At 57.1% G+C, this 26,481-nt stretch carries 22 protein-coding genes and 1 pseudogene; 12 read left to right on the top strand and 11 right to left on the bottom strand.

Annotated elements, in window-relative coordinates:
* Positions 1-10: 10 nt before the first annotated feature.
* From GC087_RS04145 to GC087_RS04130, 4 genes are all read right to left on the bottom strand, one after another.
* The gene (locus GC087_RS04145; RefSeq protein WP_324029745.1) at positions 11-949 is read right to left on the bottom strand and encodes an ABC transporter substrate-binding protein; all 939 of its coding nucleotides are present in this window, start codon (positions 947-949) and stop codon (positions 11-13) included.
* A gap of 11 nt (positions 950-960) precedes the next feature.
* Positions 961-2,274, bottom strand: a complete 1,314-nt coding sequence (locus tag GC087_RS04140) for an LLM class flavin-dependent oxidoreductase (RefSeq protein WP_324029743.1) — start codon at positions 2,272-2,274, stop codon at positions 961-963.
* Between the two features lie 77 nt (positions 2,275-2,351).
* Entirely contained in the window at positions 2,352-3,506 is a 1,155-nt protein-coding gene (locus tag GC087_RS04135; RefSeq protein WP_324030577.1) for an amidohydrolase, read from the bottom strand.
* A 15-nt stretch (positions 3,507-3,521) separates the two neighbouring features.
* Entirely contained in the window at positions 3,522-4,523 is a 1,002-nt protein-coding gene (locus GC087_RS04130; RefSeq protein WP_324029741.1) for an LLM class flavin-dependent oxidoreductase, read from the bottom strand.
* Between the two features lie 630 nt (positions 4,524-5,153).
* On the opposite strand from GC087_RS04130, the gene GC087_RS04125 reads away from it, so the two are divergent.
* Positions 5,154-6,314 carry an amidohydrolase gene (locus GC087_RS04125; protein WP_164482573.1) on the top strand — a complete coding sequence of 387 codons (1,161 nt, stop codon included), beginning with the start codon at positions 5,154-5,156 and terminating at the stop codon, positions 6,312-6,314.
* Positions 6,315-6,392: 78 nt separating this feature from the next.
* Positions 6,393-6,875 carry a YlaC family protein gene (locus GC087_RS04120; RefSeq protein ID WP_006118156.1) on the top strand — a complete coding sequence of 161 codons (483 nt, stop codon included), beginning with the start codon at positions 6,393-6,395 and terminating at the stop codon, positions 6,873-6,875.
* On the opposite strand, the gene GC087_RS04115 is transcribed toward GC087_RS04120, so the two are convergent.
* A complete protein-coding gene (locus tag GC087_RS04115; protein WP_324029739.1) occupies positions 6,872-8,278 on the bottom strand; it encodes an aminotransferase-like domain-containing protein in 1,407 nt (468 codons plus the stop codon). The two genes, GC087_RS04120 and GC087_RS04115, sit on opposite strands and share 4 nt — an antisense overlap.
* 72 nt (positions 8,279-8,350) lie before the next feature.
* Positions 8,351-10,447 (bottom strand): putative bifunctional diguanylate cyclase/phosphodiesterase, encoded by a 2,097-nt coding sequence (locus GC087_RS04110; RefSeq protein ID WP_324029737.1) that lies wholly within the window; start codon positions 10,445-10,447, stop codon positions 8,351-8,353.
* 637 nt (positions 10,448-11,084) lie between these two features.
* Between GC087_RS04110 and GC087_RS04105 the strand changes: the two genes are divergently transcribed.
* The 5 genes from GC087_RS04105 to GC087_RS04085 are packed head-to-tail and all read left to right on the top strand — an operon-like array spanning position 11,085 to position 16,339.
* A complete protein-coding gene (locus GC087_RS04105) occupies positions 11,085-11,651 on the top strand; it encodes a spore coat protein U domain-containing protein (protein ID WP_006118158.1) in 567 nt (188 codons plus the stop codon).
* 24 nt (positions 11,652-11,675) lie between these two features.
* Complete coding sequence (locus tag GC087_RS04100) at positions 11,676-12,197, top strand: Csu type fimbrial protein (protein WP_006118159.1); 522 nt, start codon at positions 11,676-11,678, stop codon at positions 12,195-12,197.
* Positions 12,198-12,215: 18 nt separating this feature from the next.
* Positions 12,216-12,914 (top strand): fimbrial biogenesis chaperone, encoded by a 699-nt coding sequence (locus tag GC087_RS04095; RefSeq protein WP_006118160.1) that lies wholly within the window; start codon positions 12,216-12,218, stop codon positions 12,912-12,914.
* A gap of 6 nt (positions 12,915-12,920) precedes the next feature.
* Complete coding sequence (locus tag GC087_RS04090; RefSeq protein WP_205950757.1) at positions 12,921-15,368, top strand: fimbria/pilus outer membrane usher protein; 2,448 nt, start codon at positions 12,921-12,923, stop codon at positions 15,366-15,368.
* Positions 15,365-16,339: a Csu type fimbrial protein gene (locus GC087_RS04085; protein ID WP_058702267.1), complete on the top strand. Its 975-nt coding sequence runs from the start codon at positions 15,365-15,367 to the stop codon at positions 16,337-16,339. Before GC087_RS04090 ends, GC087_RS04085 begins: the two co-directional genes overlap by 4 nt.
* Here GC087_RS04085 and GC087_RS04080 read toward each other — a convergent pair.
* Positions 16,336-17,658: pseudogene (locus GC087_RS04080) on the bottom strand (MFS transporter). The gene GC087_RS04085 and the pseudogene GC087_RS04080 overlap by 4 nt on opposite strands.
* 52 nt (positions 17,659-17,710) lie before the next feature.
* On the opposite strand from GC087_RS04080, the gene GC087_RS04075 reads away from it, so the two are divergent.
* Positions 17,711-17,845, top strand: a complete 135-nt coding sequence (locus GC087_RS04075) for a hypothetical protein (protein WP_255421309.1) — start codon at positions 17,711-17,713, stop codon at positions 17,843-17,845.
* Between the two features lie 128 nt (positions 17,846-17,973).
* Here GC087_RS04075 and exbD read toward each other — a convergent pair whose 3' ends face one another.
* Together exbD and exbB are read right to left on the bottom strand one after the other, a co-directional pair.
* Positions 17,974-18,396, bottom strand: coding sequence for a TonB system transport protein ExbD (gene exbD, locus GC087_RS04070; protein ID WP_006118163.1), 423 nt, complete (start codon positions 18,394-18,396; stop codon positions 17,974-17,976).
* 5 nt (positions 18,397-18,401) lie between these two features.
* A complete protein-coding gene (gene exbB / locus GC087_RS04065) occupies positions 18,402-19,127 on the bottom strand; it encodes a tol-pal system-associated acyl-CoA thioesterase (RefSeq protein WP_172677633.1) in 726 nt (241 codons plus the stop codon).
* 695 nt (positions 19,128-19,822) lie between these two features.
* On the opposite strand from exbB, the gene GC087_RS04060 reads away from it, so the two are divergent.
* Positions 19,823-20,338: a hypothetical protein gene (locus GC087_RS04060; RefSeq protein ID WP_324029733.1), complete on the top strand. Its 516-nt coding sequence runs from the start codon at positions 19,823-19,825 to the stop codon at positions 20,336-20,338.
* 15 nt (positions 20,339-20,353) lie between these two features.
* On the opposite strand, the gene GC087_RS04055 is transcribed toward GC087_RS04060, so the two are convergent.
* Together GC087_RS04055 and GC087_RS04050 are read right to left on the bottom strand one after the other, a co-directional pair.
* Positions 20,354-21,730, bottom strand: coding sequence for an MFS transporter (locus tag GC087_RS04055; RefSeq protein WP_039342179.1), 1,377 nt, complete (start codon positions 21,728-21,730; stop codon positions 20,354-20,356).
* 279 nt (positions 21,731-22,009) lie between these two features.
* On the bottom strand, positions 22,010-23,902 hold the full coding sequence (locus GC087_RS04050; RefSeq protein ID WP_324029731.1) for a bifunctional sugar phosphate isomerase/epimerase/4-hydroxyphenylpyruvate dioxygenase family protein: 1,893 nt from the start codon (positions 23,900-23,902) through the stop codon (positions 22,010-22,012).
* Positions 23,903-24,130: 228 nt separating this feature from the next.
* Here GC087_RS04050 and pcaH point away from each other — a divergent pair, with 228 nt between their 5' ends.
* Genes pcaH through GC087_RS04035 form a run of 3 tightly spaced genes read left to right on the top strand, consistent with a single transcriptional unit; the run spans position 24,131 to position 26,481 of the window.
* Entirely contained in the window at positions 24,131-24,871 is a 741-nt protein-coding gene (gene pcaH / locus GC087_RS04045; RefSeq protein ID WP_033739780.1) for a protocatechuate 3,4-dioxygenase subunit beta, read from the top strand.
* On the top strand, positions 24,868-25,488 hold the full coding sequence (pcaG, locus tag GC087_RS04040; RefSeq protein ID WP_324029729.1) for a protocatechuate 3,4-dioxygenase subunit alpha: 621 nt from the start codon (positions 24,868-24,870) through the stop codon (positions 25,486-25,488). Before pcaH ends, pcaG begins: the two co-directional genes overlap by 4 nt.
* A 60-nt stretch (positions 25,489-25,548) precedes the next feature.
* Positions 25,549-26,481 (top strand): LysR substrate-binding domain-containing protein, encoded by a 933-nt coding sequence (locus GC087_RS04035; protein ID WP_033739783.1) that lies wholly within the window; start codon positions 25,549-25,551, stop codon positions 26,479-26,481.

Here is a 26,481-nt window from a genome sequence, read left to right as displayed (position 1 = left end):
CGTGTGCGCCTCAGTCACCCAGACCGGGTGGATTAATTTCGGAATGGTCGATGCGTTCAACGCCTTCGCCCCAGCGATCCAGTACCTTCTGGTAAGCGCCATTTTGAATGACGCCGTTCAGCGCCGTACTGACAGGTTGCGCTAAGCCGCTGCCTTTCTTCACCGTCACGGCAATATGCGCCGCCTTGGGCCAGCCGCCATCCACACTGCCGACCAGACGAGTCTTACCGTTGAGCGCGGCTTTCCAGGCGCCAATCACGTTAGGGCCAAAATAGGCATCTGCACGTCCGGCCTGCAGCGCCAGCGTCTGTGCCGCATCGTCTTTGGTATAAATGGGTGTAAAGGGTTTAAGCCCTTTAGCCTGATTTTGTTTGTCCCAGGCCAGTAAAATGGCCTCCTGATTGGTCCCGGAACCGACAATGATGCGCAGCCCGGCGATATCGTCGGCTTGAGTGAGTGATTTAATCGGGCTGCTGGTTTTTACGTAGAACCCCAGCGAATCTTTGCGGTAGGTAGCAAAATCAAATTTCGCTTTGCGCGCCTTCGTCACGGTGATGTTGGTAATGGCGGCATCATATTTTCCGGACGCCACGCCCAGCGGCCAGTCCTCCCACGAGGTGGGCACCACGTTGAGCTTTAACCCCAGGCTGTCTGCGACCAGTCGCGCGATATCGACTTCGCTCCCCAACAGCGTGGTATTGTCGTCCGAGAAAACGGTGAGCGGCGGCGAGTTCAGGGCCGCCACCGCCACCGCGAACGAACCGGGCACAGCAAAGTGATAACCGGCGGGCAACTGTGCGATGGCCTGCGCATTCTTTACGGTATGGACAGGCGTTTTATTGGCTTCAAGACTGACGCGCTGCCCATTTACCGCGACGCTGGTGCTTTCCGCATGGCTGGTAGCGCTGGCCGTCAGCAGCATCAGCGCCATCAGGATTTTTTTCTGCATAGCAAAGGTCCTTATTGCAAAGTGAACTGATTGACCGGCTTGGGCAAGGCGAAGCTGTCACGCAGTGTGCGCCCCGGATACTCACGTCTTGTCAGGCCACGCGCCTGCAAAACAGGCACCACTTCATCAACAAAGCGCTCAAACGTACCCGGCGTACCGCCATTGATGATAAAACCGTCTGCAGCCTCGCTCTCAAACCATGCCTGCAGGCCGTCGGCAACCTGCGCTGGCGTGCCATGAAACAGCGGCCGTGGCGTGGCGGCTTCCAGTGCCGCCTGGCGCAGTGAATGTCCCTGTTCACGGGCTTTGCGTTTAATTTCGTCGGTGGTGCTGCGGAAACTGTTTTGGCCAATGTCGCCAACGTCGGGGAACGGCGCATCGAGTGGATACTGGGAGAAGTCATGATGATCGAAGAAGCGGCCGAGATAATTCAGCGCATCATCAATCGAGACCAGCGCAGCGGTAGTTTGATACTGCTGCTCCACATCCTCTGCATCGCGACCCACAATGACGCTGACGCCCTGAAAGATATGCAAATCGTCCGGTTGCCGTCCGTTTTTCACCAGCTGCTGCTTCACATCCCGGTAAAAGGCCTGGGCTTCTTCCCGCGTCGGCTGGTGCGTAAAGATGGCATCGGCATGTCGCGCCGCCAGCTTTTTACCGTCGTCAGACGCGCCGGCCTGGAAAATGACAGGCCGTCCCTGCGGCGTGCGTGAAATATTGAGCGGCCCCTGTACCTGAAAGAAATCGCCGTGATGATGCAGTGTGTGTAGTTTGGCGGGATCGAAGAACTGGCCACTCTCTTTGTTGCGAACGAAGGCATCCTCTTCCCATGAATCCCACAGCCCTTTCACTACCTGAAGGTATTCGTCGGCAATGCGGTAACGCAAAGCGTGTTCCGGGTGCTGCTGGCGGGAAAAGTTTTTTGCCGACCCTTCGAGTGGCGAGGTGACGACGTTCCAGCCCGCGCGGCCACCGCTCAGATGATCCAGGCTGGCAAACTGGCGCGCCACGGTAAAAGGTTCGCTATAGGAAGTGGAGACCGTGCCCACCAGCCCTAAATGTTCCGTAACGCCGGCCAGCGCCGAGAGCAGCGTTAAAGGTTCAAAACGGTTCAGGAAGTGAGGAATCGATTTTTCATTGATAAACAGACCATCGGCGACAAACAGAAAGTCCAGTTTGCCCTGCTCGGCTTTACGCGCGATTTTTTTGGCATAGTCGAAGCTGATGCTGGCATCCGCCTGAGCGGCCGGGTGGCGCCAGGCGGACATGTTACCCGAGGTACCGTGCAACAGGGTACCCAGTCTAAGCTGTCTTGTGGTCATGATTACTCTCTTTTTTCTGCGTCACAATGCCAGGCGGTTGTCCGCGACAAGCCGCACAGGTCGTCAGGAAGTGGAACTTAATTCAGGGCGGGTTCACGACATCGGTCATGAAGATGGCGCAGGGCCTGCTGCGCGAGTTGAGCAAAATAGTGGGCAGCGGGCGCGATCGACGCTTCATCGGGTGTAAAACCGGCATGGTGCAGACCAAAGTCGCTGCCGCTGCCGATGCTGACAAAGGCACCGGGCACCTGCTGCAGGTAGAAGGCAAAGTCTTCTCCCCCCAGATGCAGGTCAGCCGTCTGTACCCGATAGCCGACATCGTGCGCTACTTCGCTGGTAAACTGCGCCCACTGCGCATCATTGTTCAGCACAGGCGGTCCGGCGTGCCAGCTCAGACTGGCCTGCGCGCCGCTGGCCCGGGCGATGTGCTCCACCAGCGTGCGCACACGGTCTTCCAGTTCGGCACGGCGTTGCAGGTCGTGGGTGCGGGCAGTGCCGCCAAATTCCACAGAACCCGGCAATACATTCCAGGTTTTGCCGCCATCAATGCGGGTCACGCTGAGCACCAGGCTGTCGAGTGTATTGAAGCTGCGACTGGTCAGCGTCTGAAGAGCCTGAATAATCTGGCTGGCCACCACAATGGCATCCACGCCCTGCTCAGGATGCGCCGCGTGCGCGCCTTTGCCGGTAACCTGAATGACGAACTTGTCTGCATTGGCATAAAACGCACCGCTGCGCGTGGCAAAGGTGCCGCTCGGCAGGCCCGGCTCGTTATGCATGCCAAAAATTGCCTGAACGCCCTCCAGCACGCCGGCCTCAATAAACTGTCTGGCACCGCGTGCGATCTCTTCGGCGGGCTGAAATAAAATACGTACCCGTCCTGGTAGTTGATGCGCCCTTGTCTGCAGCTCAAGGGCTGCGCCCAGCATGACGGCAGTATGGAGATCGTGACCGCAGGCATGCATGACGCCGGGCTGACGGGAATGAAAACTGACGCCGCTGGCTTCATGGATTGGCAACGCGTCAATATCGGCACGCAGTGCGATCAGATTTTCACCCTGGCCGATTTCCGCCACCACGCCGGTTGCCAGTGGGTAATCCAGTAAGCGAACCCCGGCGGCCTGGAGCCACTGGCGAAGGCGCGCGGTGGTGGCAAATTCCTGACCGGAAAGTTCGGGCCAGGTATGCAGTTCACGTCGCCATTCAATTAGCTGTGCTTCGTTCAGACTCATCATGACCTCGGCGATTCAGGCAGCGACCCATTGATGGGTTGCCAGTAATTCCAGAGACCGGTATCGGGCGCGCGCATCGGCAACCGGCGTGTCGATAACGAATTCATCAATGCTGAAGTTCTGATGCAGCGCGTCAAGCTGCGCGTGAACCTGTGAGGCCGTGCCTTTCAGCAGCGAGGGCGTGCGCGGCTCAATCAGGTAGTCCGTGAATCCACCCTGACGGACATAACGTTCAGCCTGTTCCAGACTGGCAACATTGACGCCCGGCCCGTCTTTAACCTGGACATGGAACTGTTTGAGCCCCGCGACCAGCAGATCGGCATGGGCGGGAGAATCCGCCACCACAACCTGTACCGCCACCAGTGCCCGCTTGCCGCGGGTCAGATGTGAATAGGTCTTCAGTGCACGCTCAAGTAACGGGCGATCGCCATTGATGTGAGCGGCAAAGACAAACTGCCAGCCCAGCTCTGCCGCCAGCTGTGCGCTCTGTTCACTGCCACCCAACAAAAAACGCTGCGCCGGGCGCGCCGGTATCGGCGTGGCGCGTAACGTTTCGTCCTTATCCTCTTGCGCCGCGCCGGGCGCCAGCCAGTGTGCTAACTGGCGCAGCTGTTCCGCAAAGCTGCCTTTTTCATCCTGATGCACACCGCGCTGCAGCGCCCGGGTGGAAAGCGGCAGGCCGCCCGGTGCTTTGCCAATACCCAGATCGATACGTCCGGGGGCCAGCGAGGCCAGTACATTGAAATTTTCTGCCACTTTGTAAGGGCTGTAGTGCTGCAGCATCACGCCACCCGATCCCAGCCGGATGCGCGTCGTTTGTGCCGCAATCCAGGCGATTAACACTTCGGGCGACGGACTCGCCAGCTGTTCAATGTTGTGATGCTCAGCCAGCCAGAAACGGTGATAGCCCCATTTCTCGGCCTGTTGCGCCAGCCGCAGCGTACGTTGCAGGGCCGCGCCGGGCGATTCCCCTTCCGCCACGGGCGCTTTATCTAACAGACTTAACTGATATGCCATTCACCTGCCCTCGCTTATTTCCTTTGAAAGCTAGTGTGGCGATAACGTTATATTTCGTAAAACAACAATTATGAGAATATGAAGTTAAAAAACGGCAATAGAATTTAAAAGAATAAAAAGAAGGCAGAGAATAACGTTATTTCCGCCTCCCTGTTTAGACGACCTGTGGAAATAAACCCGGCAACATATCTCAGGCATTTGCGTATTTTCACTAAGCTTTGCGCTATTCCTTATTTTATCTGACAGACAGAACGTTTAATGATGAAACCATTGTAAAAACACCGCGTTTCAAGAGGAAGATAAGGATGAACAACATCATTGGCCTGATACGGGAAAACGTTCTGAAGCCGGGTGGGTTTTCAAAAAAAAGACTGTCGGCTATCCCCCCTGTCCCGCCAGACCACGCATCTAATCAGACGTATTCTGACAGCGGTTCATGCCTGAATAATATTCCTGCGCCTGAGACGCGTGAAAAGAACAACGCGCAGCAAGCTTTTATTCAAACGCCATTATCGCGGAACGACAGTGCCCTTACGGTATTACCGGATTATCGCTGGCAGCCCAATCATATTTAAAGACAACGCGGCCCCTTTTGCTGACCGGGTCTCAGTCTGTGTTATCAGGAGAATCATGACTTCTTTAACGGAAAAACTGGTGCAGTGGCGGCGTGAACTGCATCAGCATCCCGAGCTCTCTCATCAGGAGTTTGCGACCACGGAACGTCTTACCCGTTGGTTACAGCAGGCGGATATTCGTCTGTTGCCCCTGCCGTTAACGACAGGTGTGGTGGTGGAGATTGGTCAGGGCGAGCCGCTGATTGCTTTTCGCGCCGACATTGACGCCCTTCCCATTGACGAGGCGGTGAACGTGCCCTGGAAATCTCAGCGGCCCGGCGTCATGCACGCCTGCGGACATGATATTCATACGTCAGTCATGCTTGGCGTTGCGCATCAGCTGAAACAGCAGGAAGCCGCCCTGCCTGGCCGGGTACGCATTCTTTTTCAACCCGCAGAAGAAACGTTCGACGGCGCCAGACAGCTGATTGATGCCGGTGCACTGACGGGCGTACAGGCTATTTTTGGTCTGCATAACGCGCCGGATTTGCCGCTGGGTACGCTGCGCACCCGCCCCGGCGCGTTTTACGCCAATGTTGACCGCTTCACCATTCGGGTGCTGGGTAAAGGTGCGCATGCCGCCCGACCGCAGGAAGGCATTGATGCCATCGTGATCGCCAGTCATATCGTTTCGGCACTGCAAACGCTACCGGCTCGCGTCTTTAGCGCGCTGGACACGGTGGTATTAAGCGTCACCCGCTTTACCGCCGGCAATACCTGGAATGTGCTGCCAGAGCAGGTGGAACTGGAAGGTACGGTACGTACGCACAATGCGACCATACGTGAGCACATGCCTGAACGCATGACCGCGCTGATTCAGGGCATCGCGTCGGGCTTTGGCGCGCGCGCTGAACTGGCGTGGATAACGGGACCGCCTGCGCTGCTGAATACCCCGGAATGGGCCGACTTTGCCCTGCAACAGGCTGCCCAAAGCGGTTATCGTGCCGAACGGGCTGAAATACCGCTGATGGGAGGTGAGGATTTTGCCTTTTACCTGCAGCAGGTGCCGGGGGCATTTGTCAGCATTGGCAGTGCCAGTGAATCGGGGCTTCATCATCCGGCCTTTAATCCTGACGAAGCGCTGATGGGACCGGCTGTCGACTATTTTAGTCAGTTGGCTCCGCACGCCCTACGCCGGATTGCGGCGCGCAAGGAGGCATTGGCGCAACTGTTATAGAAAAACGGGCGTAATCTGTGTCTGAACAAGTTGACTGTTATCTGTTCTAATCGCTATCAGTTGAAAGTGAGGGGAACGATGGACGCCATTAAACAGATCTTAATCGACGAAATTAATACGCTAAACCGTGAAGGACGCCGCGATAATTTGCCGCGTTTCAGCTTCTCGTTTTTAAAAACCCATCCCGGACTGTGGGCAGTGATGTACCTGTGCTATGGCCTGTGCGTCGCGCTGATTTTTTCCACGGATATGCTGGGCTGGCCCGCGTTCTGGTTTGCGACGGCATTTGTGCTGGTGATGAGCTTTCTGATGTTGCTGGACATCAATCCTAAATACCGTTTTGAGGATATTGATGCTCTGGATCTGCGGGTTTGCTACAACGGCGAATGGTATTACGTGGAGCCCGTCCCTGAACAGGCGGTCTCCCGCATCCTGTCACTGCCGGATGCGCCAGAGCGTGTGAAAAGCGGCATTACCCGTTTGCTGAAGCAGAAAGGTGAAGTGGACTTTTACGATGTGTATTACCTGACCTGGGGACATCGTCAGGCCGCTCAGGTTTAATCCTGCGCCATCTCTGCCATTAACCTGCCCAGCGTGACCACCGCCGCCACGGCCCGCGTATCCCACGGCCAGGCGGTGTTAAGCCGAAAACAGTGACTGAACTGTTCGCCTGCGGCAAACATCTGTCCCGGTGCAATACTGATCCCTTCTGCCAGCGCACGCTGATACAGCTGTGTGGTATTAATACTGTCTGGCAACGTCACCCATAAAAAATAGCCCCCCGCCGCGTCACTGACCGTTGACTGCGCAGGCAGCACCTTTATCAGGGCCTGGCGCGCCAGTTGCTGACGCTTAGCCAGACTTTGCCGCAGCCGTTTCAGGTGATTATCGTAACGTCGGGTCGCCAGGAAATCGGCTAACGCCAACTGCATCGGCGCGCTGGTCGAGAGTGTGCTCATCAGTTGCAGGCGCTGAATTCGCTGCGCATGCCGCCCGGCCGCGACCCAACCGACACGGAACCCCGCCACCAGCGATTTCGAAAAGGAACCGCAGTGCAGCACATTCCCCTGGCTGTCCCAGGCTTTAGCGGGCAACGGCGGTGTGCTGTTGTCGTCCCATAGCTCTGCGTAGACATCATCTTCAATCAATGGCACCTGATAGCGTTCCAGCAGGGCAACCAGTTGCGCTTTACGCGCCGGCGTTAAGGTCACGCCGAGGGGATTTTGCAGCGTGGTCATTAACCAACAGGCTTTAACCGGCCAGCGCTGAAGCGCGTCTTCAAGCTGTTGCAGGTCGATGCCGTGCTGGGTATCGCTCGGGATCGCCAGCGCCTTGAGCTTAAGGCGCTCAATGGCCTGCAGGGCACCATAAAAACTGGGCTGTTCGATCACCACATAGTCACCCGGTTCGGTGAGCGATTGCAGGCTGAGGTTCAGGGCTTCCAGTGCGCCGCTGGTTATCACGATTTCGTCGGGCGACAAGGTGATGCCCTGGCGGGCATAGCGCTGAGCCAGGAGCTGGCGCAATGTCGCGTTGCCCGGCGGCAGGTTATGCAGCGCATCCGTGGGCGTGAGCTGATGCGAGACATTTGCCAGCGAACGCATCAGCGGACGTTGCGGGAACAGCGCCGGATCGGGAAAAGCTGAGCCAAACGGCACAATAGCGGGATCGCGCGAGGCCTGTAACACATCGAACACGAAGTCATTAATATCGACCCGTTCGCTGATGGCAACGCTGAGCGGCGCGGCGGCAAGGGCACGGGGCGCGACGTAATAGCCTGACTGCGGACGCGAAACGATCCAGCCCTGACTTTCCAGCAGTTCGTAGGCGTGCAGCACCGTCATCAGGCTCAGCCCCTGACGCGCGACCTGCTGGCGCAGCGACGGGAGCCGGGTACCCGGCGGCCAGATACCGGCTTCTATTTGCTGCTGAATGTCATCCATTAATCGCTGATATTTCGCCACGGCCTGTCGCTCCTGATGCAGAGGCGTCACTTTAGCATGTTGATCAGCGCTAACAAAAATCCCTGGCGGGCCTTACACTTCCAGTGCGGCAGGCTCAGTAGCGTGCGGGCCGACAAACTCCTTCAGCTCATCGATCCGATCGGGTGGCAGCGGTTTGCCAAGCAAATAGCCCTGCAGCGTATTACAGCCAAGCTGGGTCAGAAACGCTTGCTGTTCCGACGTTTCCACGCCCTCTGCCACGACCTTTAACTGCAATGACTGCGCCAGCGCCACAATGGCCGACACAATGGTTGCATCTTCAGAATGATGCTCCAGTTCGTTGACGAAGGCGCGGTCAATTTTCAGCTCACTTGCAGGCAGGCGTTTAAGATACAACAGGCTGGAATAGCCGGTACCAAAATCATCAATCGAGGCTTTCACGCCCAACTGCGTCAGTTCGGTCAGAATCCGCACGCTTTCATCGGGATTACGCATGGCGGTGGTTTCGGTCACCTCCAGCGTCAACAGCTTCGCCGGAATCTGGTGTGTCGCCAGTGCCAGCTTAACGGTGTCGATCAGATTGCTTTGCTCAAACTGCAGCGCCGACAGGTTGACCGCGACTGACCACGTCTGATGGCCCTGCAGGTGCCACTGATGCAGCTGGCGACAGGCTTCGTTAATGACCCATCCCCCAATATTCACAATCATGCCGGTTTTTTCCGCTATCGGCAGAAAGCGATCCGGCGACAGCAGGCCATGCTGGGGATGCTGCCAGCGCAGTAGCGCTTCGAAGCCCAGAATCGGGCCGTGCGGTGCGCAGTATTTTGGTTGATAAAACAGGCGCAGTTCATCATTGTCCAGCGCATGCCAGAGGTCGTTGTTCAACTGTAACTGGCTCTGTGCCAGCAGATTCATAGAAGGCTGGAAAAAGGTGTAACCGTTTCGGCCATTGTTTTTGGTGTGGTACATCGCGGCATCGGCATTAAACATCAGCTCGCGCTCATCCTCGCCATCACCGGGATAGACAACAATGCCAATGCTCAGTGAGACCACCAGATCGTAACGCGAAATGGGGAACGGGCGGTCAACGGCCTTAACCAGCTGATCGGCGACCGCCGCCGCATCATTCGGCTCGGTAATTTCAATCAGCAGTACAAACTCGTCGCCGCCCAGACGTGCCAGCGTGTAGTAGCCTTTCATCTGGTCACTCATTCTTTTGGTGACGCTGATCAACAGGCTGTCACCGATGTGGTGACCAAAGGCATCGTTTACGGCCTTGAAGCCATCAAGGTCCATAAACATCAGCGCAAACTGCGTGCTTTCACGATTCGCTTTATTGATGGCCTGCTCAAGGCGATCTTCGAGCAGAATACGGTTTGGCAACCGGGTCAGGTTGTCGTGCAGCGCCAGTTGTGCCAGCTCACGGTTGGCTTCAGCCAGCGAGCTGGCCAGGATCGAGGTGCGCGCCTGCATACGGGCATCCAGCATGGAAACCAGCAGCGTAATCCCCAGTATGGCGAGGGTTACTACCGTGACGACAATCGCCAGCCAGTTGCTGTTGACGCCGGATGACATCGTGTGGCTCCCCATCGGGAACTCCGCCGCCATCATGCCGGTATAGTGCATGCCGGCAATCGCGGCCCCCATTACGATAGAGGCACACAGCCGCAAGGCGGCAATTCGCCCCTGTGGGCCTTCGCGCAGTTTAAAAGCCAGCCACAGTGCGACCACCGAGGCCACAAGGGCAACAATGACTGAAGCCGCGACCCAGCCCCAGTTCCAGCGAATACCCGGTGAAAGCATCAGCGCGGCCATGCCGGTGTAGTGCATCGCGACAATGCCGCAGCCCAGGACAATCGCGCCGCCCAGCAAGCGGAACAGCGGCAGGTTGCCCTGGCAAACCAGCCACAAGGCGAAGATGGATGCGCACACCGCAATGCCGGCGGACAGCGCCGTCAGCGAGGCGTCGTAACTCATCATCATGTTCAGGTCCATGGACAGCATGCCAATGAAGTGCATGGCCCAAATCCCTATCCCCATGGCAAAGCCACCGCCAAAGAGCCACGCCAGGGCCACTTTACCGGTTGAGGTCGCAACCCGTCCCGCCATATCCAGCGCGGTGAATGAAGCCAGCATCGCCACTAAGACCGAAATGACGACAATGAATGAGTTGTATGAGGCCACTAACATAGTGATTTCCGAATAGCGCCGAACACGCCGCTGTTAAAGAGATGATGAAAAGGAATTTTCGCCTTGTTACCCTTTTATCGGCGCGGGAAACGACTAAATTAGGCTTTTTTAATAGCGCTTTCCGATACCTGCAAGCGTCCGGCTCAATCAATTCTTTTAGCTGGCATATGAGCCGCCGTTTTGCTGCCTGACCACAACGTTATGCCTGCACTGACGACCTTTACCGCACGGGCAGACAGCAGCTATTCAAAGATAGCGCATCTGCCGCTTTTCAGCCTCACATCCCGCATGCGCTTCTTTCTCATACCAAACTGACGGAGACATAACAGCGACACCACAGACAGGCAAAACAGTTCTGCGGCTCTGCGTCTTCAGCCCGTGATCGCCTGTCGATTCGCCGTTGCGGCAGGCAATGTAACAAAATAATAAAAAATTTATCGATGAGTTTCGCCACTTTGCCTGCGCTGATGTATATTAAAAAAAACTAATATAAATCAGCACCCCTTTTTTCTGGGGCGCTGGAGAGAGTGACGGCAGGTTGCTGTTATCTGGCGATTTAATGTTATTTTTTCGAGGTTTTTGCATTATACCATCAGGTGAAAAAGCACTGACCCTAAATAATCAGTAAGGAATGGTTATGAAATTCAAGCTTTTTCTGTTAGCTGCCGGTGTTGCTACCACCCTGCCGTCCGCGACGTTTGCTGCCACTACCACGGGTGCAATTAACGCTACGCTAACATTAACCACGGGATGTCTGGTGAACGGCCAATCGGCCACCTCTGGCGTCAACTTCGGTTCGTTGAACTTCGGTAGCAGCGCAGCCACCTTTGGTACGTTGAACGCTACGCTGGTCGGCGCGGCGGGTAACGGCATCTATGTGCGCTGTACGACCGGCCAAACGTTTAACGTTCAGGTGACCAGCAGTAACGCAGCACCGGGAACCGTCTACGGTACCGTTTCTTCTGCGCCACGCTACCTGGTGCTGGGCGCCGATAATACTCAAGGCATCGCTTATACCCTCTACAGCGATGCGTCCTTTACGACCGCCATCGCCAACAACACGAATATTGCGCCCAGCGGGACGACCGATCCGACCCTCGGCACCAATTACGCGATCTATGGACGTGTGGTAGGCGGCGGATTTAATCCGGTGATCCCGGCCGGGACTTATACCGACACGATTAACGTTGCCGTGAACTATTAAGTGCCTGTATTGGCGTAGATGCAGATGACGGTAAGACGGTCACCTGTTTCGTTCACCGCTGGCGGGTTGCTGCTGATCGTGTGTATGAATGGGTGGAGCATTACGACCAGCTCCACAACATTCCAGGTTTCAGCATCAATCGTGGCAGGTTGCGTGATCTCCGGCACCAATACGGGGATCTTCGGCACGCTCAATTTTGGCACCCAGTCGGGGCTGGCCAGTAGCAGCGTCAGCGCCAGCTATGTACAAAGTTCCACGATTAACCTGGCCTGCACGCCGGGTACGACGCTGAGCATGACCATCAACGGCGGCAGCAATTACACCACGGCCCGTAACCTGAAGCTGGCGAACAATACCAACACGATTCCTTATTACCTCTACAGCAATGCTGCACACACCACGCCGATTCCGGTGAACACAGCCGTGCCATTGAGTTACAGCAACGCGAACAACATTACGTTACCTATTTACGGCTTGCTGCAATTACCCGGTCCGACAAGCGCCGGGGTTTATTCTGACACCCTCAGCGTCACGCTGACCTGGTGATGAAAAAGGAGCTTTACCATGCCATCCCTGCGTGCCCTGTTTTTTCTGTTCGCTTTTCTGGTGTTGCCTCAGGCTCAGGGTGCAAATTCCGTAATGATTTGGCCCATCGATCCGGCCATCGATCCGGAAGATAAGGCTAGTGAACTGTGGCTGGAAAACCGAGGCAATACTACCACGCTGATGCAGGTGCGCATTTTTGCCTGGCAGCAAACGAACAACCAGGAGCAGTATCAGACCCAGCAGCAGATTGTTGCCAGTCCCCCGTTAGTGCGCATTGAACCGGGGCAAAAGCAACTGGTCCGTCTGATTAAACAGATCCCGCCTGCCGCAGGACAGGAGATGGCCTATCGCGTTGTGCTGGATGAAATCCCCACGCCACGTGCCGTTGGCGATAATCAGGCCGGGCTCAATTTTCAGATGCGCTATTCGGTGCCGCTCTTTGTCTATGGCAACGGTCTGGTGCGCGACAATGCAAAACCCGCCCTGAGCTGGCGTCAGGTGAATGCGGGCGGTAAGCGCTACCTGGAACTGACGAATCGCGGTAACGGCCATGCCCGACTCAGCAATGTCACCATTGGTGGCCAGCGGCTCGGCAACGGCCTCTATGGTTATGTGCTGGCGAACAGCACACAGCGCTTTCCGCTCAGATCAGCCGTCAGCGGTGAACTGCGCGCAGAGACCAACACTGGACAGTGGCGCAGCGCCGCGGCGCAGTAAATCGCAATGAAGCCGTATTCCCCGCATCCCGTTGCGCTCGCCATTGCGAGTCTGTGTTGTCTGGTGCCCACGTTTGTGTGGGCAGAAACGTTTACGTCGCTTCCCCCGCCGCCGCCCGTTGACAACGGGGCCACGGGCCAACGCTATATGCTGGAGTTGGTGGTGAATCAGCTGTCACGTGGCGATATTGTGCCCGTGGAGCAACAAAACGGCCACTTCCTGGTGCGGGCAGGCGACTTACAACGCGCGGGAATCCCGGCGGAGAAGATTCAGGGGCAACAGCAGGTCGATGTGAATCAGCTCGCCGGGGTCAACGTGGAGTACGACGATCGCCGTCAGCGCTTGTTGCTGACCGTGCCGCCCGGCTGGCTGCCTGAACAGACCATTGGTGAGGAAAGGAACGGGTCGCGCTTCCCCGGACGTGTGAGTACCGGGGCGCTGTTCAATTACGATCTCTATGCCACGCGCACCGATGTGGCAGGCACGCGTCTGGCCGCCTTTAATGAGCTGCGCGTGTTTGGTCCCGCCGGGCACTTCTCCAGCAATGGCGTTTTACAGCAGCAGCTGGAAGGACAGAATCGCTACCAGAATGACGGCTACATTCGCTACGACACCTGGTGGAGCAATGAAGATGAAAACGCCATCCTGAGCTGGCGGGTTGGGGACCTGACTACCGATGCGCTGTCATGGAGCAGCAGCGTGCGGCTTGGCGGCATCCAGATTGCACGCGACTTTAGCGTGCGACCGGATCTGATCACCTATCCCTTGCCTGCCTTTTTTGGCCAGGCGGCGGTGCCGTCAACGGTGGATCTGTTTGTCAATGGCTACCGCTCTACTCAGGCGAATGTCCAGCCTGGCCCCTGGTCGCTCACTAACGTGCCTTTCGTTAACGGTGCCGGTGACGCCGTGATTACAACAACGGATGCGGTGGGTCGTCAGGTCGTCACGACGCTGCCGTTCTATGTGTCCAGTAACTTGCTCAAGCCAGGCCTGTCTGACTACGCCTTTTCAGCCGGTGCGCTTCGGCAAAATTACGGCATCAAAAACGCCGATTATGGTGCGGCCGCGATGAGCGGCTCGTGGCGCTATGGCCTGACAGACTGGCTCACACTGGAAACCCATGGTGAAGGGAGCCGCGATTTGGCCATGGGCGGCGCAGGTGCCCTGTTTAAAGTCGGCAGTTGGGGCGTGATCAACGGAGCCGCCGCACAGAGCCACCTGGACAGCGAGTCGGGCAATCAGTACAGCTGGGGTTATCAATACAACACCAGCCGTTTCAGCCTGGGCACTCAGCATACGGTGCGCAGCGCGGGCTTTGGCAACCTGGCGTTGGTGAGTAGCCAGAGCAATGCCCTCTATGCAGATAACCGCTACAGCCTGGCACGGCGCACAGCGCAGTACACCGCCAGCGTGTCGCTCAATCGCTATGGCAGTCTGGGCGCGGCCTGGATCGACATTGCCAGCGGCGATAACCAGCGTACCCGCCTGTGGAACCTCTCCTGGAGTAAAAATTTGTGGGGCAATGCCAGCCTGTATGTCTCCGCCAGCCGCGACAGAGAGCAGGGAGAATGGAGCGGCGCAGTCTCGCTGGTGATTCCGTTTGGTGAAAACAGTAATGCTTCCCTGAGCGTCGAACGCGATCAACAGGGTCAACAAAGCCAGCGGGCGTATTTATCCCGCGCCATGCCCAGCGATGGCGGATTCGCCTGGGATGCCTCCTGGGCGAACCAGGGCGGCAACAGTGGCGACTATCGCCAGGGCAGTCTGCGTTACCGCAATAACAAGATCGATACCTCTGCCGGCTTCTACGGCGATGACGACAACCTCACCCAGTGGGCCGATGTGTCCGGCTCGGTGGTGTTAATGGACAGCCAGGTGTTTGCCGCTAACACCATTAACGATGCGTTTGTGGTGGTGAAAACCCATTACCCTGACGTGAATGTGCGCTATGAAAATCAGTCGATGGGACGCACTGACCGTCAGGGCTACCTGCTGGTGCCGTCGATCAGCAGCTACTATCCCGCTAAATACGACATCGATACGCTCGATCTGCCCGCCGATATGACGGTGCCCAACGTCGAGCAGCGCTTTGCCGTTAAACGGCAAAGTGGGTTTTTGCTGAACTTCCCGGTCGAGCGGTTGCGCGCCGCCAGCGTGATACTGCATGACGCTCAGGATAAGCCGCTGCCCGTGTCCAGCCAGGTGATTCGGCCGGGACGGGCTACGGGCTATGTGGGTTGGGACGGTATTGTCTGGATGGAAGAACTGGGTGCCACCAATCCCATCCGCGTGATCGCCCCTGATGGTCGCGCCTGCGAAACGATCCTGACGTTGCCTGGCGGTCAGCCGCAGGCACTCAAAACGTATGGCCCGCTTACCTGCCCGTTGCCGCCGCTCCCCAGAGGCGCATCCGTGCCTAATCCCGATAACGCCACTGCCGGAATCACCCCATGAAAACGCTAATGTTGCTGCTTTGCCTGCTGCTGTTACCCTCGCTGAGTTACGCCGCCTGTGCCCTGCCCGCCTCCAGCGCCAGCTTTGGCAGTGTGACCACCTTTGTGGCTAACACCACGGTCAGTAGCACCTCGACCAATGCTGACGTCAACTGCGGGGCCGGCAGTGCGCTGTCGCTGCTGAGCAATAACCAGATCACCTTTCAGCTGACCAGCGCCAGCAACGCCAATGGGACGCGCGGCATCCTCAAACGGAGCGGCGATACCGGCAGCGACAACATTCCGGTGCGGTTATGTACCGACAGCGCCTGTGCCAGTGAGCTCACCATTGGCGGACCTGCGTTTGTCTACAACTCCGCCACCTTAATCAACCTGGCGGGATTGCTGGGTAGTCTCAACTTTGCCATTCCGGTCTATTTGCGCACCCTCACCGGACAAACCGTGGCCGCCGGGACCTACACGGTGACGCTGAATATGACGGTCACCTACAACATCTGTACCAGCGTTTCGGCTGTTGGCCTGTGTCTCACACCGCAAACCGGCAGCGGCGTCATTCCCATTACTGTTACCGTGGTGCTCAGCAACGACTGTACCGCCATCACCGCGCCCAATATCAGCTTTGGCAGCGCACCGCTGGTCGCCAGTTTTGGCAGCGTGTCACAAACCATCAATGTCCTGTGCAGTAAAGGCAGCACCTATACAGTGGGGTTAAGCAACGGCAATAACGCGGTAAGCAGCGTACGTAATATGGCGAGTGGGACGAACCGACTGAGTTACGAGATTTATAAAGGAACGACCAGTAATCGCTGGGGACCGAGTGGCACGGAACGGGTAAGCAGCTCGGCGGCGGATACCGTCAGTACCGATGGGCTGACGCGCAGCTACAACTACACTGCGCGTGTCCTCACCACCCAAAATACGCCGCCTGCAGGGAATTATACCGACAGCGTCGTGGTGGATATCGCGTTTTAGAGCGGCGCGCTGACGGGGGTTCCGCTATGGCGGGCGCGATACTGTTTCACCATGCGGCCAATCAGTAATGTCCCGATCAATCCACAAATGGCCGCAAAGGTCAGCCACGCGCCGGGCATCGCCTTATCGCCGCTGGCGTGGATCAGATAGCTGGAAACGGCGGGCGTGAAGCCACCGAACAGCGCCGTGGCCAGGCTGTAAGCCAGCGAGAAACCGGCGGCACGCACCTCGGCGGGCATAATTTCTGCCAGATAAACCACCATCGCGCCGTTGTAGCTGGCGTACAGGAAGGAGAGCCAGAGCTCCGCCGCCAGCAGGTGGCCGAAGCTCGGCGCGCCAACCATCCAGTGCAGCACAGGCCAGGCGGTGGCAATCATCAATACCGTAAACGTCAGCAGCAGCGGGCGACGACCTACGCGGTCAGACAGCGCGCCCATCACCGGGAGCCAGAACAGGTTGGAAATCCCCACAAACAGCGTCACCATAAAGGCCTGTTTGTCACTCATCATTAATACGGTCTTGCCGAAGGTTGGCGTGAACGCGGTGATCATGTAAAACATCACCGTGGTGGTCACCACCATCAGCATACCGGCCAGCACCAGTGCCCAGTTGCTGGCGACGGAACGCATAATGTCGGTCATTGATGGATGGTGTTTACGCTGACTAAAGGCTTCGGTCTCTTCCAGCATGCGACGAATATAGAACAGGAAAGGGACGATCAGGCAACCCACGACAAACGGAATACGCCAGCCCCATTCGGTCACCTCATCATGTGAGAGCAGATGATTCAGCCCCAGCCCCAGCAGAGCCGCGAAGATCACCGCGATTTGCTGGCTACCGGACTGCCAGCTGACAAAGAACCCTTAACGCCCCTTCGGTGCCACTTCGGCCAGATAAACCGAAACGCCGCCCAGTTCTACCCCGGCAGAAAAACCCTGCAATAAGCGACCAAGTAAAATGAGTATCGGTGCGGCGGCACCCAGGGTGGCATAACCCGGGACCAGTGCGATAGTCAGCGTGCCTAACGCCATCAGCCCAAGCGTTAACAGCAGTCCTTTACGACGGCCATGATGGTCAATGTACGCTCCCAGAATAATCGCCCCCAGAGGACGCATCAGAAAGCCGGCACCGAAGGTCATCAGTGTCAGCATTAACGAGGAGAAGGGATCGTCTCCGGGGAAAAAGGTTTTGGAAATGGCCGTGGCGTAGTAGCCAAACACCATAAAATCGTACATTTCAAGGAAGTTACCGCTGGTAACATTGAAAATGGTTCTGGCCGCACCTTTTGGCGGCTTTTGTAAAGTTTCACTTTGGCTCATAACTGCTTCCTTGGTTTTTTATCCCTTTTAGCCTGCCAGAGGTGAGATTAATGTGACCTCCATCACCATTGCACTTTACAAACTCTCTGGTTTAAGTAACAAGAAATTAACAGAAGGGTTACAGCAGCATAACTGCCTGCTCGGCGCAGGATTTGCCAGACAAGATGTGGCAAAAATTCAGGCATAAAAAAAGCGCGTCGGGCTGAACGCGCTGTCTTACAAAACAAGGGATAAACGGATGAAGGAGAAACAGGCGAAACGCACTCAATGCAAGGCTGTGCAGGACGGGTTTAGCCTGCGCACATCAACGACGCGTTATTTTTTTACCGTTTCCATCCCCATCAGGCCGATCTTGAGATAACCCGCCGTGCGCAGTTCATCCATCACGCTCATCAGAGTTTCATAATCGACCGATTTGTCGGCCTGGAAGAAAATGGTGGTATCTTTGTTGCCTTGCGTCTGCTGCATCAACACGTTGATAAGCGCGTCCTTGTTCACCTGATCGTTACCTACGTAAAGCTGCTTATCGGCTTTAATCGAGAGATAGACCGGTTTTTCCGGACGCGGTTGCGGCGCACTGGTGGACGCGGGCAGATTCACACGCACATCCACCGTTGCCAGGGGCGCAGCCACCATAAAGATAATCAGCAGTACCAGCATCACGTCGATAAACGGCGTGACGTTGATTTCATGCATTTCACCATCGGTTTCTGAGCTGTCGTTAAATCGCATTGCCATAACGCTTACCCCAGACGCAGTTTTTGCGCGGCGGCAGGACGGCTGACCTCAGGCTGAGCCAGGTTTCCCAGGTCGATATCGCGGCTTTGCAGCAGCATGACCTGTGCGGCAACGTCGCCTAAGGAGGCTTTGTAATTAGCGATCATACGGGCAAACACGTTATAAATCACAACCGCCGGAATCGCCGCGACTAAACCAATGGCCGTCGCCAGCAGCGCTTCGGCGATACCCGGTGCCACGACCGCCAGGTTAGTCGTCTGGGTTTTGGCAATACCGATAAAGCTGTTCATGATGCCCCAGACGGTACCAAACAGGCCGACGAAGGGGGCCACCGAGCCAATCGTGGCCAGGAAGCCATTCCCGCGCCCCGCATGACGGCAGAATGCCGCAACCCGACGCTCAAGACGAAACGCAGTGCGTTCTTTAATGCCGCCGGTTTCTTCCACGCCTGCGGACAGTTCCAGCTCGTTTTGCGCATCATGTAACAGCACCGCGCTGTGGCTGGCCGCATGGAAGCTCTGGGCCGCGCGCGCGGCATCATTGAGACTGCGGGCTTCGCCTAATGCCAGCTGTTCACGCTTCAGGCGACGTCTGGCGGCGCTCAGCTCAGCGTACTTCCCGAAGAAAATGGCCCAGGTCACGACTGAGGCCAGTAACAGACCGATCATGACAACCTTCACCACAATATCGGCATGCTGATACATGCCCCACACGGAAAGGTCCGCTTGCATTAAATCACTGGCTACCACGCTGCTTCTCCAACTTCATATACAGGATGCGGAATAAGGGCAAATGATAGCAAAAATCAATCGAATTGATAGTGGTTCTCATTAGTATTTACAATCAAATAGCTGGACATCGCTGGAAGAAGGGATAACGCGTAGCCGTATCTGTTGCACCGTGTTGCCTGTATCCGGACAGTATGCAACGCAGCGATGAGGGCGGTCAGAAACTGCCTGGTCGATGGCTGATGCGCATGGAGAGTGAGTTGATCCGCAGCCCGCCCTGCTGAGCACGCTAACCGCAGACGCAGGGAAAGTGTTTTGTGGCGTTTAATAAGCCATCGGGCGTCATAATGGCGCGAGAAAAATAATTTTATCCGGTCCAGCATCAATCTGAATTTTCATTGTCAGATAAGCCAGCACGTAAAACATTGAGGCCGCCAGTCAGGGTTTGCCTGTTGTAAGTGGCCGTTGCGCAAACATAATGAAAACAGCCGATGAGTAACCTCTTTATCGCCAGCCTGATGACGTTTTTTCGTCGAATAAAGCAGCAGGGCCGCTGTGCTTCACATAACAGGATCGCTGCCTGCAATCGCCACGCTGATCGGCAATCCGTCCGGGCCCATCCGGAAGATGCGTCACTGAGTGCCGGCGCGCGCCGGTCCTCTTTGGTATCTGTACCAGGCGCTGAGGACTCGCCACAAATGCCGGGACGCCCTGCCTCTCACTGGCTGTCGCGCGTCTTCCTGCTTATCTCACTGCTGTTGCCGGGATCGGGCATGGTTTCACCCTGTTCAGGGGCGTGCTATGCCGCGACGAACACCTTGATTACGTTGCACTTCTTCAGACGCTGCTATGAATCGGGTAAGCCCTCATCCGGTATGGTGAAGTGTTTCAGTCGTCAGCTCCGCACGGTCGCGCTCATTCGCTTTATTCATGCTTCACGCAATGCGGCACCGCCGGGCAAACTGAAGCGTTTTCACTATGCGCATCACGCCGGTAAAAAGTCCGTCCGGCCGCCATTCCGTGCAGACAGCGGGGAAGCGCCAACACCGGTAAGTACGTCAACCTCCCCCCTGTTCCAGCCTGATACCTTACTGCGTCAGCGCCCTGCGCAACCGCTGCCGCCCTGCCTGAGTCAGGCAGACAACGCGGCACAGCAAAATCTGTTTGTGCCGCAACGGGACATGGACGCGGGCTTACTGCCCTGTCTGCATTGACCGCGGCTGGGCAGGTTAATGGATATCCCCCGGGCTGACGCCCCAGCGGGAGACGGTGCCGCTGTCCGCGCGCTGACGCTGCTGATAGCGTCCTTTCGCCGCAATCATTGCCACCGTCAGCAAGGCCGGAATCGCTAATACCGCGAAAATCGTGGTAACGCCCCACCCCAGCGCCAGCATTTCCGCGCCCGCCAGCGCACTCAGGATTGCGCCAACGCGCCCGACGCCGTGCATCCAGCTGGAACCGGTTGCCCGCGCCTCGGTGGGATAAAAGCTGGCCGACAGGGCATTCATTCCGGTGTTCGCGCCACCAATGCAAAAGCCTATCATCAGTGCGCAGCCGCCAAGCAACACCGGATGCGTCATCGACAGCCCCATACAAACAGTAAACAGTCCACCCGCACCGTAAATCAGCGATAAGGCACGATGCGATTCAATACGATCCATCAGCCAGCCCGAAAACAGAGAACCGCATGTGCCGCCAGCCTGGAACAGGGCCGTAATAACCGCTGCCTGAACCACGCTAAAACCGTTGTCTTTAATCAGCATCGGCAGCCAGCTGCCCAGGGTGTAAAACAGAAACAGTGCGGTGAAATAGGCGCCCCACAGCATCAGGCTGCCGAAGCGGTAGGTGTCATTGAGGACGACTTTAACAGGTTGCGCGTGAGCCCGACTGACCGGGGGCAACGCCAGCGTACACTGTTGCAGATCCAGATCCGGGGCCAGTTTCGCCAGGATACGGTGAATTTTTTGGCTGGCCGCGCGCCTGACCACCAGAAAGCAGACCGACTCCGGCAGCGCCCAAAGCAGTAACGGCACAAACAGAATCGGCAGGATGCCGCCCAGCAACAGCACAGCATGCCAGCCAAAGTGCGGCATCAGCCAGGAGGCGGCGAAACCGCCCAGTGCCGCGCCAAAAGTAAAGCCACAAAAAACGACGGTGATAAGAAAGGCGCGCCGTCTGGCCGGGGCAAACTCCGCCACCAGCGTCCCCACATTCGGCATCGCCGCGCCTAAACCCAGGCCGGTGAGAAAGCGAAACAGGACCATCTGTTCCATATTTTGCGAGAAGGCGGTGATCAGCGTCCACGCGCCAAAAAAGAACACGCTGTTAATGATGACCACTTTTCGGCCCAGCTTATCGGACAGCGGACCCGAGAGCATCGCCCCCAGCGCCAGTCCCACCAGCGCCGCGCTGATAATCAGCCCCAGTTCGCGATTCGTGATCCCCCAGTCTGCTTTTAATTCAGGGGCAATAAACCCCATGATGGCGATATCGAACCCATCAAGCGCGATGATGCAGAAGCCGAACAGCACCACCATCTTTTGCCACATCCCCAGCGGGCGGCTGTCGATTAACGCCCGAACATCAATTGCTTTGCTTTCCGCCACGGTGACTCTCCGGTGAAATAAGTAATGTGCAGTTACTATATGCAGGCGCTGCAGGGCAAGAAATGGCGATAATCGAAATTTTGTGCGTTTATCGCGCAACCTGCGCCCGTGCGGGCAGCTGAAATGCGTTAATGGCTTGTTAAAAATAAGGAATTTTCTGGAAAGTCTGTCTGGACTGTCCGGTGAGGATTGTGAGCATGATCGGCGTGATGCCAGCAAGGGGAAAGTGAGAAAACGCGGGATTGTGGTAACGGGGCCAGTCAGCCTGGCCCCTGTGGATTACCGCATGGCGGTCAGCCGTACCGGCGCGTTTGCCGCACCGAAGCCGTGATAGCGACGCCGCCGCTCCAGTAATTCAAAGAAAAAGCGCCCTTTTTCATAGGGTTCCGTATAGACGTGAAGCAGCTCTCCGCCCTGTTCATCGCGATCATACATCACGTCAAAGCGCTGTAACTGCGCCAGAAAATCCGGGTCGAGGTCAAAGCGCGCCAGCAGATCCTGATAATAGTTAGCGGGGATGCGCAAGGTTTTCAGGCCGCGTTCGCGGGCGGCTTTTACTGCGCTGAACAGATCGTCGCAACCAAACGCCACGTGCTGTAATCCCGCCCCCTGGTAGGTCGTCAACGCACGGGCGATCTGCGTTTCCCGGCTGACTGACATATTCAACGGCAGACGGATAGCATCATTCGGGCTGCGTAAAACGCGGCTGCGCACCAGCCCAAGCGGATCAGGCAGTTCCCATTCGGTATCCTGAACAAAGCCCGGTACGCTGCGCAGGAACATAATCCAGTTGTCGCGCGTTTCATCCGGCAACGCGATCGCCAGATGATCCAGGGTCTGCATCGCAGGCTGAGGCGCGCTGCGATGCGTTAAATTGAAATCACTGTGGTAACCGTCCTGACCGGCGGGCTCGTCTTCCACCAGATAAATCAGGCTGCCATCCGGCGCGCATAAAGCCGGTATCTGACGTTCATTCGGGCCGGTTTCGCCCTGCCAGATAGCGTAGCCATAATCCTGCGCCCGCTGAATCAGGTTCTCCACGCCGCGTACGCGCCAGGCCACTGCACAGAGGGAAATACCATGCTGATGGTAGTAACCGCTGGCCTGGCTGTCGGGCTGCGCATTCAGAATGACGTTGACCTTGCCGTTGCGATAAAGCGAAACCTGTTTCGAACGGTGCTCGCCCGCGTGCACCAGGCCAAGCTGCGTGAGCCACTGCCCTAACGCCAGCGCATCGTTATGGCTGACGGCAAATTCAATAAACTCCAGTGCCATCAGCGGCGGCTGAGGCGCTGAGTGAAATAATTCTTCTCCCACCAGCGAAGCCAGCGCGCTGGGCAGCAGCGGTTGCCTGACCAGCCAGTCGCGGGTTTGCTCCTCCAGCCACAACAGCGATCGGTAGCCGTCCTGCGCCGTCGGCACTACCGGTGAAGCGCGGAATCCGTCGTTAAAAATCTCCAGCGACCAGGCATCGCGATAGCCATGTGCTGACAGCTGCGTCATAAACTGCGTCAGATTCAGTTCCCCCTGGCCGGGGAAGCAGCGGAAGTGACGGCTCCAGGAAAGCACGTCCATTTTCAGCAGCGGCGCATCTGCCAGTTGCACGAACACTATTTTTTCGGGCGGCACGATGTCCAGGCCGTCAAGGCTGTCGCCGCGAGACAAAATATGAAAACTGTCGAGCACAATGCCAAAGGAGGGATGGTCCACCGCTTCCACGCGGGCCCAGGCATCACGCCACAGGCTGACATGTCGGCCCCAGGCCAGCGCCTCATAACCGAGGGTAATACCGTACTGCGCGGCCAGCTCCGCCAGCGCACGCAGATCGCTGACCTGGGTGTTGAAATCATCGCTGCAATCGGGTGACACATTACTGCATACCAGCATCCGCTGGCAGCCCAGTTGCGTCATCACCTCAAACTTGCGCGCCGCACGGGCCAGATTTTGTGCCAGCCTGTCACGTGGGCCGCCTTCGAAGTCACGGAAGGGCTGGAACAGCAAAATTTCCAGCCCCAGCTCTTCGCACAGCTGGCGAATCTCCACGGGTGAGCCGGGATAATAGACTAAATCGTTATCGAAAATTTCGACACCATCAAAGCCGGCGGCCGCGATTGCGCGCAGCTTTTCCGGCAGCGTGCCCGATACCGAGACCGTTGCGACAGAACGTTTCATTATTGCCTCCTGATAAACGGTCACAGGGTGACCTTAAAGCAGCCAGTCAGCAGCGAGGCGTTCTGCTAACGGAGATTGGCAATTGTTATGAACCAGATGGAACATTTCGTCAATGTGACAGGTCATGATTTTTGGTTATGAGCACAGCTACGTTTTTTCACTTTTCTTTTACAAGTTACGCTTCCTACACTCGTTCCTCTGTACGCGAAAAACAATAAGGATGCCTGGATGAAAAATGACTGGCCCGCCCGTGAACTGGTACACCGTGATTACCGCCATCACCCGCCGGCGCTTGCGCCGTTGTACAAAACCAGCATACTGCGCTCGCCGCGCAATGCGCTGATTTCGCTGCAAAATTCCTTATCGGAAATCACCGCACCGGTGTTCACCCGTCAGGAGCTGGGCCCCCGGGACAGCGATCTGATTCTTAATTATGCGAAGGACGGCCTGCCGATTGGCGAGCGCATCATTGTGCATGGCTACGTGCGCGATGCGTTTGGTCAGCCGGTGCGGAATGCCCTGGTTGAGGTATGGCAGGCCAATGCTGGCGGTCGCTATCGTCATAAAAAAGATCAGTATCTGGCCCCCATCGATCCGAATTTTGGCGGCTGTGGTCGCATGCTGACCGACGACAATGGCTACTACTGCTTTCGGACCATTAAGCCCGGCCCCTATCCCTGGCGTAACCAGGTCAGCGACTGGCGTCCAGCCCATATTCATTTTTCCCTTTCTGGCGAAGCCTTTGCTCAGCGCTTGATTACGCAGATGTATTTTGAGGGCGATCCGCTGGTAGGACGCTGTCCTATCCTGCAGTCGGTAGGCAGCGAAGAAGCCGTCCGCACCCTGATTGCAGAGCTGGATACGCATTCGGCGATTCCCCTGGACTGTCTGGCCTATCGCTTTGATCTGGTATTGCGGGGTCACCGCGCAACCTGGTTCGAAAACCGCACTCAGGGAGCCGCATCATGAAAAACTATCTGCCTGAAACAGCCTCACAAACTGCCGGCCCTTACGTGCACATTGGCCTGGCACCGCATGCTGCGGGCTTTGATATCTTTGAACATAATTTCAGCGAGGTGCTCACACAGCCGGAAACGCGCGGTGAGCGCATTACCGTTGAAGGCTGTGTTTACGATGGTTCTGGCACGCCGGTGCGCGATGTGCTGATTGAAGTGTGGCAGGCCAATGCCGCCGGGCGCTACCAGCATCCCGCTGACCAGCAGCACGACAAGCCGCTGGATTCGGCGTTTCGCGGCTGGGGGCGCACCTGCTCCGATTTTGACAGCGGCATCTGGCGTTTTGAAACCATCAAGCCCGGCAGCGTGACCGGCCGCGACGGACGTCCCATGGCGCCTCACCTCAACTTATGGATTGTGGCACGAGGTATCAATATCGGCCTGAACACCCGCCTCTATTTTGCCGATGAACAGGCGGCAAATGCCCGGGATCCGGTGCTGAATCTGATTGAGTGGGAGAAGCGGCGCAATACCCTGCTGGCACACCGTGAACAACGCGGCAGCGAAACGGTTTACCGTTTCGATATCGTTCTGCAGGGCGAAAACGAAACCGTGTTTTTTGATGTCTGACGCTTAACAAACTCGCTACATTGTCCTTGCCGCTACGGCGGCAAATTCTTACCATGAGCCATGGATAGTGTTTCCCGGTTCAGTCAGCGCGTGCGCCTGCGTCATCTTCACGCTTTTGTTGCCACCGCGCAGCAAGGGACGCTGGGCCGTGCCGCCCGCCAACTGGGTATTACTCAGCCCGCCTTATCGAAAACCCTCAGCGAACTGGAATACCTGACCGGTGAACAACTGCTGGTGCGCAGCCGCCAGGGAACAGCGCTGACCGCCAGCGGGACGCGCTTTCTGCATGACGCCATTCGCATCCTGGATGCACTTACGCTGGTCGATCAGGTCATGCGTCCGGACAGCGCGCCACATCTCGCGCCTCTGCATATCGGTGCCTTGCCGACCGCCATCGGCAGCGTGGTTGCGCCGGTGCTGGCCAGCCTGCAGCAGCACTATCCGGGCTGGCGTATACAGGTCACTACGCTTTCGAACGACGCGCTGCTGATGGCGATAAAGTCGGGGCAAATGACGCTGGGAATCGGACGGATGGCGGAACCGGTTCTGATGGACGGTCTGAACTTTGAACTGTTGTATCTGGAAACACTGCGTCTGGTCGTGGCCCCGCACCATCCCTTGCTGCATGCGGGCGTGACCCTGGCAGAAGCGCTCAGTTGGCCGTTGATCCTTTCGCCACGCGGCACCGTACCGCGTCAAAATGCGGAATCGCTGATGACCAGCCATGGGCTGACCCTGCCCGAAGGCGCGGTAGAAACCCTGTCAACGACGCTGGCGCGGCGGCTGACGCAAAACCACGGTTACGTCTGGCTGGTGCCCTACGGCGCGGTGCGCGACGACTTAACGAGTAATCAGCTTCGGGCTCTGCCGCTGCCGAACCAGGGCATGGCCGAAGCAGTGGGCATCCTGACCCGTCAGCAGCATACACCGCCCCCTGAACAACAACATCTGGTGGCGGCATTGCGTCAGCGGGTGCTGGATGTCCCGGTCTGA

Origin of the sequence: Pantoea sp. JZ2, from assembly GCF_035191405.1 — a bacterium.
In the GTDB taxonomy this organism is placed as follows: domain Bacteria; phylum Pseudomonadota; class Gammaproteobacteria; order Enterobacterales; family Enterobacteriaceae; genus Pantoea; species Pantoea stewartii.
Note: the sequence above shows the minus strand (reverse complement) of the source record. Positions and strands in the feature narration are given on the sequence as shown.